We start from the raw sequence: 7756 nt of genomic DNA on the forward strand, positions 1-7756 counted from the left end.
TTCGCCCTAGCAGTGGATTACCATGGAGCCCCCCACGAAAGCAGCAGCTCACCGACACGACCAACGCGGCCGTTAACCACTACCGTAGTAATCATGGCGTAGGGCACGTAAGCCGCAGCTCACCGACACGACCAACGCTGTCGCCAACCACTACCGTAGCAATCACAGCGTAGGACAAGAACCGGTCCGGCCGGCGTTACTTGCATAAAGCGTTGAAGGTGGCTAAAATATATTCTTAGCGAACAAACGTTTTGTTAAAGGAGGTCGAACGATGGCGTCGGCACACATCGAGGCAAAGTTAGCATTACTGCCAGACCTACCAGGCAGTTACCAGATGAAGGATATCACCGGCAAAATCATCTACGTCGGCAAGGCCAAGAACCTCAAGAACCGGGTGCGGTCCTACTTCAAGAGCAGTCATGACGGTAAGACGGCTAAATTGGTTTCAGAAATTGCGGATTTTGACTATATCGTCACCAGCACGGATAAGGAAGCCTTCCTACTGGAAATTACCCTCATTCAAAAGTATCAGCCGTACTACAACATCAAGCTCAAAAAGGGTACTGGCTATCCTTACATCAAAATCACCAACGAGCGGGATCCGAAAATCATGATTACGGGTGACGTGAAGAAGGATGGAGCTTATTACTTTGGCCCGTATCCGAACGTGTATGCCGCCGAAGAGACACTCCAGTTCATCCAGCGGGTTTACCCTTTGCGGCGCTGTAACGGCTACCAGGGCCGTCCGTGCCTGTATTACCACATGGGGCAGTGTCTGGGACCGTGTTTCAAGGAGGTGCCCAAAGAAGAGTATGATGCCCAAATCAAGCGCATCAAGAGCTTTTTGAACGGTAACACCGCCAAGGTCAAGTCGCAGCTAACTAAGCGGATGCAACAAGCAGCCACGGATATGGAATTTGAGCGGGCTGCGGATATCCGCGACCAGATTCGCTACATTGAGGCCACCGTGGAGAAGCAAAAAATTATCTCCAATGACCGTACGACGCGCGACCTGTTCAACTTTTACTGGGATAAGGGCTGGATGTCCATTCAGGTCTTCTTTATCCGCCAGGCGCGGTTGATGAAGCGGGAAAAGCGCTTGTTTCCCATTGTCAATTCAGCCAGTGAGGAATTTGAGTCGTTCATTTTGCAGTTCTACAACCGTAAGAACAACGTTAAACCACGCGAAGTGTTAGTGCCCGAGGGTATGGATAACCGGGTGTTGAGCGACATTTTGGGGGTGCCCGTCCGCACTCCTCAGCGTGGGGAAAAGCGGGCCCTGATGGATTTGGCGGCTAAGAACAGCCGGTTGACTTTGGAGCAGAAGTTCCGTTTGTTGGAGCTGGATAACCGCAAGACTGCGGGTGCCCAGGAAGAGATTATGGCGGCACTGAACTTGCCGCCAGCTGGCCACGTCATCGAGGCGTTCGACCATAGCCATATCCAAGGATCCGAGCCGGTCAGCGCGATGGTTCAGTTTGTCGATGGGCGACCAGAAAAGAGTAATTACCGGAAGTATAAACTCGCGCAGGACGAGGGGCAGCACAGCGCTAATGAAGACGCGAACACCCGTGAGGTTATCCGCCGGCGTTATACTCGTCTACTCAAGGAGCACCAACCGTTGCCAGACCTGATCTTGATGGATGGGGGTGCAATCGAAATGAATGCGGCCAAAGAAGTGTTGGCTGACGAACTCAACCTGGATATTCCGGTAGCGGGAATGGTGAAGAATGATAAGCACCGGACTGCTGCCTTACTATTTGGTGACGCCGATGAACCGATCAACCTTGACCCACGGAGCCAGGGTTTCTACCTCCTGGAGCGTATTCAGGAGGAGGTGCACCGCTTTGCCATTACTTTCCACCGGCAAATGCATTCCAAGAACAGCCTGAGCAGTCGTCTCGAGTCCATTCCGGGTGTGGGGCCAAAGACGCGTGGTAAGTTGTTACGGGAGTTTAAGACCGTAAACAACATCAAGGGCGCGACGGTGGACGAATTGCAAGCACTGGGGATTAGCAAAACCACCGCGCAGACAATTAAATTATCGCTCTAGCCTAGCATCAAGGCCCCGTGTCCTGTATGCTTAGGGGTAGAGCGACACGCAGGTACTGGAGGATTTTATGTTTGTAGATCAAGTCAAAGTGGCCGTGAAGGCCGGCAAGGGTGGCGATGGGGTCGTCGCCTTTCGTCATGAAAAGTTTGTACCGTTTGGTGGCCCGGCCGGTGGTGACGGTGGCCGTGGTGGAAGCGTGATTTTTTACGTTGATACCGGGCTGAATACGCTGATGGATTTTCGTTACCGGCACGTTTTCAAGGCGTCAGCCGGTAGTAATGGTCAAAACAAGGGTATGTATGGTCGTGCGGCTGACGACACGCGGGTACCCGTACCCGCCGGCACAACCGTCACTGATGCGGATACTGGGGCCCTGATTGGCGACCTCGTTAATCCTGGAGATGAACTGGTTGTAGCGCAGGGAGGCCGTGGTGGCCGTGGCAATATTCACTTTGTGACCCCCAAGAACACCGCGCCGGAGATTGCCGAGAATGGTGAACCAGGCGTGGAGCGCAACGTCCAGCTTGAGTTGCGGGTGTTAGCTGATGTTGGGCTCGTTGGCTTCCCGTCGGTGGGCAAATCGACGCTGTTAGCGACGGTCACTAGTGCCAAACCAAAGATTGCGGCGTACCAGTTCACCACGTTGGTACCCAACCTGGGTATGGTGCGCCTCGACAATGGTACTGACTTTGTCATGGCCGATTTACCCGGCCTGATTGAGGGAGCGTCCGACGGCGTGGGGCTGGGAATCCAGTTCTTACGTCACGTGGAGCGTACGCGCGTAATTTTGCACTTGGTGGAGATGGATCCCGACAGCGGTCGTGACCCGCTGACCGACTACCACCAGATTCAAAAGGAACTCACCACGTACGACGACAACATGTTGTCCCGTCCGGAAATCGTTGTGGCAACCAAGATGGATATGCAGGGAGCTCAGGAACGGTTTGACACCTTCAAGCAGCAGTTGCTCGATGAGGGTGTAGCCGCAGACCACATCATGTCCATTTCAAGTGTAACGCATGAGAACTTGCAGCCGTTGTTGTACGCGACGGCCCAGTTACTCGCTGAAGCACCGTCGTTCTTTGAGGAAACCACCAGTGAAAGCGGCGGTAACGCGGAATACGCGTACCAAGGTGAGCCAGAAGACCAGTTTGAGGTCACAGAGGACGATGATGGTTTCCATGTGGTTGGTGCCGGGGTGGAACGAGTAGCCGCAATGGCCAACTTGGATCACGATGACGGGGTCCTACGGTTTGCGCGCAAACTGCGCCACATGGGCGTGGACGCGGCTTTGCGTGACGCTGGGGCCGAAGAGGGCGATGCGGTTTCGATTGGTGATTTGACCTTTATTTACGAAGATTAACGATGTACTGATAGCGGAGTGGTGTCTATTTTTGCAACGGGCTCAGCCTGGTTTGCTTAAATAGACACTTGCTCCTTTTTTGTTTGATTCGCAATTTTTTTGTGCAAAGTAGGGGTTCTGATTTGCGGCAGTTTGTTATAGTATATGTACAAGGCCGGTTTGCGTATCTGCAAGTCGGTGCGACTATTTTTTGCCATATTAGTGAATGGGGTTAACCGATGGACGTGAAGAAGAAGGCGCCTAGGCGTCGCTATATTACTGGATTTGATGGTTTACGAACTATCGGGGTATTGGGTGTTATTTTATATCATCTGCGTCCAGAGTTGTTCAAGGGCGGTTACCTGGGTGTGCCAATATTTATGGTGGTCTCCGGGTATTTAATTACTGACGGCTTGGTCATGGAAATCACCCGGACGGGCCGGTTCAATTTCAAGAATTTTTGGTTGAAGCGTATCCGCCGCTTGTACCCAGCACTACTGGTGGTTTTATTCGGGACGGCGGCATACATTACGTTATTCGCGCGGGGATTGTTGCATAACCTGCACGCGATTATCGCGACTAACCTAGTTTACTTGTACAATTGGTGGCAGATTGCCAATGGTCAGTCGTACTTTGCCCGCTTTGCGGACGGAGAGAGCCCATTTACCCATCTGTGGACCCTGTCGATTGAGGGCCAGTTTTACCTAGTTTTTCCATTACTAGTGTTGCTATTATTCGGTATTTTTCGGTTAAGCAAAGGTAAAATGGCGGGTATCACGTTGGGACTCGCGGGTGCGTCCGCAATCTGGATGGGCGTACTCTACAAAATTACTGCTGGTGGCGCGCATTTTGACCCCAGCCGTTTGTATTACGGAACCGACACGCGTGTGTTTGCCATCTTGCTGGGTGCGGCTTTGGCCTTCATCTGGCCTAGTGCCCACTTAGCACGGCACATTACGGATGCGGCCCGCAGGATGCTGGATGTGGTCGGCCTGTTAGCCCTCGTCGGCATGCTGGCCATGGTGGTGTTGGTCCAGGACCAAGACCCGTTCCTCTATGAGGGCGGTATGTTCATTTTCTCGGTGCTGGTGACAATTCTCGTTGCGGTAGTGGCACATCCAGCGGCACACCTGAACCGCTGGTTATCCAACCCGGTATTCTCGTGGGTGGGGTCCCGTAGTTACGGGTTGTACCTGTACCAATTCCCCGTGATGATTTTCTTTGAGCAAAAGTTTACGCACGTGGCGGACCATCCGTGGGCGTACCCGATTGCTGAAGTGCTCATCATCGTGCTATTGACCGAGCTATCGTTCCGCTTTGTTGAACAGCCCGCGGCACACTGGATGTTTAAGCGTCAGCTATCTGGTGGTCAACCCGCACAACCACGCAGTGAGCGTGTACCAGTTACACAGCGTATGAGCACGTGGTGGGGTCACCTGAAGCCGTCACAGATTGCGGTGACGGTGGTGCTCACGGCGACGTTCGCTGTGGGGATGACCGGTGTCGTTCAGGCTCCGCACGCCAAGGTTCAACAGACGGCGCTACAGAAGCACCTGGCACAGTCTGCTAAAGCAAAGGCGGCGGAGAGGAAGCGCTACGCCGCGTACAAATCTTCGCTCAGTGCCCAGAAGGCGAAGGATAAGTCCTCCGGCAGTGGTAGCAGCTCCAGTAGTAGCCAAAAGGTGGGCAAGAACGACTTTGCCCAGTACGGACTGACTGATGATGAGTTTGCTTACGCCGCGAATGTGGGCCTCACGGGTGTCGGCGATTCGGTGATGGCCGATGGTAAGCCGTTGCTAGAACAGATTTTCCCGCAATCGTTTATTGACGCTGCGGTTAGCCGGCAAGCTGCTGATGGTATTGGTATCGTTAAGAAATACGCGCAGGACGGTACGCTGGCCAACAACGTGCTTGTGGGTCTAGGGACGAACGGTCCGGTGACCTCCGATCAGATTGACGACCTGATGCATACAGTGGGTAAGAAGCGACAAGTATTTTGGATTAACACCCACGTACCAACACGGCAGTGGCAGAATCAGGTGAATGCCACTTTGGCTGATTCAGCTAAAAAGTATAGTAACCTCACCATTATCGATTGGAACGGCTATTCGAACGGGCATGCGGACTGGTTCTATGACGATAACGTGCACCCGAATCCGGATGGCAATCCGCGGTACGCGGCGTTTATTGCCAAGACTATTGTGGATAAATTGCGCGATCAAAAGTAACAGTTGTGGGAGTCGTCACTTGGTGGCGGCTCCCATTTTATGGTTATCACGTATCCGGCCTCCGCCAATCTGCGCGTAGAGAGTCACGGCCACGTATGCTAAAATAATCCGGTGAGGTTTGTAAGTGACGCTGTTGTTTGGTCACAATCAGGCCGGAGAAACAACGTAGATTGGTAAATAGAATGGATGGCACGCATGGAGATTCAGTTTTTAGGTACGGGGGCCGGTTCGCCCTCGCGAAGTCGTAATGTTAGTAGTCTGGCCCTCAAATTGCTGGATGAACGCAATGAAGTTTGGTTATTCGATTGTGGGGAGGGCACCCAGCACCAAATATTGCGGACTGCAATTCGCCCACGTAAAATTAGCAAGATTTTTATTACGCACTTACACGGGGACCATATTTTTGGGTTACCCGGTTTACTGGCCAGCCGGTCCAACCAGGGTGGCACGGAGCCGCTCACCATTTATGGACCGAAAGGAATCGCCGACTTTGTTAAAACCAGCTTACGGGTGACGCAGACACACCTGTCGTACGGCATTAACTTTGAGGTAGTGCAACCCGGAACCGTGTTTGATGACGCGACGTTCAGCGTGACTGCTGATTACCTGGATCACCGGATTACCTGCTTTGGTTACCGCATTCACGAGAAGCCACATCCCGGCGAGCTGCTGATTGATAAGGTGCGGGAGGCCGACATTCCTTCAGGACCAGTGTACGCGCAGTTGAAGGCCGGTAAGACTGTGACTTTGTCTGACGGGCGCACTTTCAATGGGCAGGACTTTATCGGCGACGCTCAACCCGGCCGGACGGTGACCATTTTTGGTGATACCCGGCAGGTTGACCGCGAGTTACCATTGGCAGACGGGGCGGACGTGGTGGTTCACGAGAGCACCTTTGACGGGGCGGACGCTAAGCTGGCCCGACGCTACTTCCATTCGACGGATCTAGAAGCCGCTAAGCTAGCTCGCCGGGCGCATGCTGGGCAGCTGTTGTTAAACCATATTTCTGCGCGGTACGTGGGCAAAGCGGCCCGCGAATTGCAAAAAGAGGCCCGTACCGTTTTCAGTAATACGCGTGTAGTTAGTGATCTTGATGAAATTGATATTCCGTTTAGGAAGCTGATTGATCATGACTGATTTAAGGGGACAGGTTGTTGTAGTGACCGGTGGCTCAGGTGGCTTGGGTCGGGCAATCGGCATGGCGTCGGTCCGGCGCGGGGCTACCGTGGTCTTTTTGGCTCGCCGCGTGAACGCCTTACGGAGTGCGCGGGCGGAGGCCAGTGCCTTGGCGGGGACCCCCGCGTATGCTTACCAACTGGACGTGTCGGATCCCGTGCAAATTGATGCAGTTTGGGCGCAGTTATTAGCGGACGTTGGTGGTCACGTGGACGTCTTGGTCAACGCAGCCGGCTTTGGTCAATTCCTGCCGGCGTTGAAGACTGATGCGGCAATCACCAACCGAATGTTCCGGGTGAATGTGTTGGGTCTCATTTACATGACTCGACTAGCCGGTGCACAAATGATGCGGCAGGGTGCTGGTCATATTATCAACATCGGTTCGATGGCCGGTAAAATTGCAACCCCAAAGTCTGCGGTGTACGCGGCTACTAAGGCTGCTGTGATTGCCTACAGCAACGCCCTGCGGTTGGAACTACGGCACACGGGGGTTAACGTTACGACCGTGAACCCCGGTCCCGTGGCGACGGACTTCTTTACGCACGCGCACGCCCAGGACTACGCGGACGCAATCGCTGCGTTTACCCTCAATGCGGACAAGCTTGCCGACAGGATTGTACGCGCGTTCCACAGACCTGTGCGTGAGGTCAATGCCCCCGCAATCATGCAGTTAGGTGCGGTACTTTACCCGTTGGTTCCGCGGATGGGTGATTGGCTGACGGCTACGGTCTTTAACCGTAAATAGTAGCGGTCCGGGCTACTCGATTATTTAGAGCTTAAGTGACAGGCGCGGTTAGATACCCCATCGGGTAGCGGCCGCGCCTTTTCGTTTGTCGTTGTGGACTGCCGCTAGTGGTGGCTGGTGGCTGGTCGTACTGGCGAGGCGGATCCGAGTGGCGGTTCTGGCCGCCGGGGGTGCCGTGGGGTACTGCGACTTTGTGGACCGCTCCACGGTGA

The 7756-nt window shown here is 53.9% G+C and carries 5 protein-coding genes; all 5 read left to right on the plus strand.

All coding sequences use genetic code 11. From position 1 onward, the window contains the following. The first annotated feature begins 271 nt into the window (after nucleotides 1-271). Nucleotides 272-2053, plus strand: a complete 1782-nt coding sequence (uvrC, locus tag LPA02S_RS09660) for an excinuclease ABC subunit UvrC (RefSeq protein WP_056956969.1) — start codon at nucleotides 272-274, stop codon at nucleotides 2051-2053. A 67-nt stretch (nucleotides 2054-2120) separates the two neighbouring features. Continuing rightward, entirely contained in the window at nucleotides 2121-3416 is a 1296-nt protein-coding gene (gene obgE / locus LPA02S_RS09665; protein ID WP_056956968.1) for a GTPase ObgE, read from the plus strand. Nucleotides 3417-3634: 218 nt separating this feature from the next. Beyond that, on the plus strand, nucleotides 3635-5623 hold the full coding sequence (locus LPA02S_RS09670; RefSeq protein ID WP_056956967.1) for an acyltransferase family protein: 1989 nt from the start codon (nucleotides 3635-3637) through the stop codon (nucleotides 5621-5623). Nucleotides 5624-5818: 195 nt separating this feature from the next. Next, on the plus strand, nucleotides 5819-6760 hold the full coding sequence (gene rnz, locus LPA02S_RS09675) for a ribonuclease Z (RefSeq protein WP_054649829.1): 942 nt from the start codon (nucleotides 5819-5821) through the stop codon (nucleotides 6758-6760). Continuing rightward, entirely contained in the window at nucleotides 6753-7544 is a 792-nt protein-coding gene (locus LPA02S_RS09680; protein ID WP_054649831.1) for an SDR family NAD(P)-dependent oxidoreductase, read from the plus strand. Before rnz ends, LPA02S_RS09680 begins: the two co-directional genes overlap by 8 nt. The last annotated feature ends 212 nt before the right edge of the window (nucleotides 7545-7756 follow it).

Source organism: Lacticaseibacillus pantheris DSM 15945 = JCM 12539 = NBRC 106106, assembly GCF_001591865.1.
GTDB classification, from domain to species: domain Bacteria; phylum Bacillota; class Bacilli; order Lactobacillales; family Lactobacillaceae; genus Lacticaseibacillus; species Lacticaseibacillus pantheris.

Excerpts from the sequence above, each read along its gene's own strand:
- uvrC (WP_056956969.1), top strand. The coding sequence starts at position 272 with ATGGCGTCGGCACACATCGAGGCAAAGTTAGCATTACTGCCAGACCTA.
- obgE (WP_056956968.1), top strand. The coding sequence starts at position 2,121 with ATGTTTGTAGATCAAGTCAAAGTGGCCGTGAAGGCCGGCAAGGGTGGC.
- LPA02S_RS09670 (WP_056956967.1), top strand. The coding sequence starts at position 3,635 with ATGGACGTGAAGAAGAAGGCGCCTAGGCGTCGCTATATTACTGGATTT.
- rnz (WP_054649829.1), top strand. The coding sequence starts at position 5,819 with ATGGAGATTCAGTTTTTAGGTACGGGGGCCGGTTCGCCCTCGCGAAGT.
- LPA02S_RS09680 (WP_054649831.1), top strand. The coding sequence starts at position 6,753 with ATGACTGATTTAAGGGGACAGGTTGTTGTAGTGACCGGTGGCTCAGGT.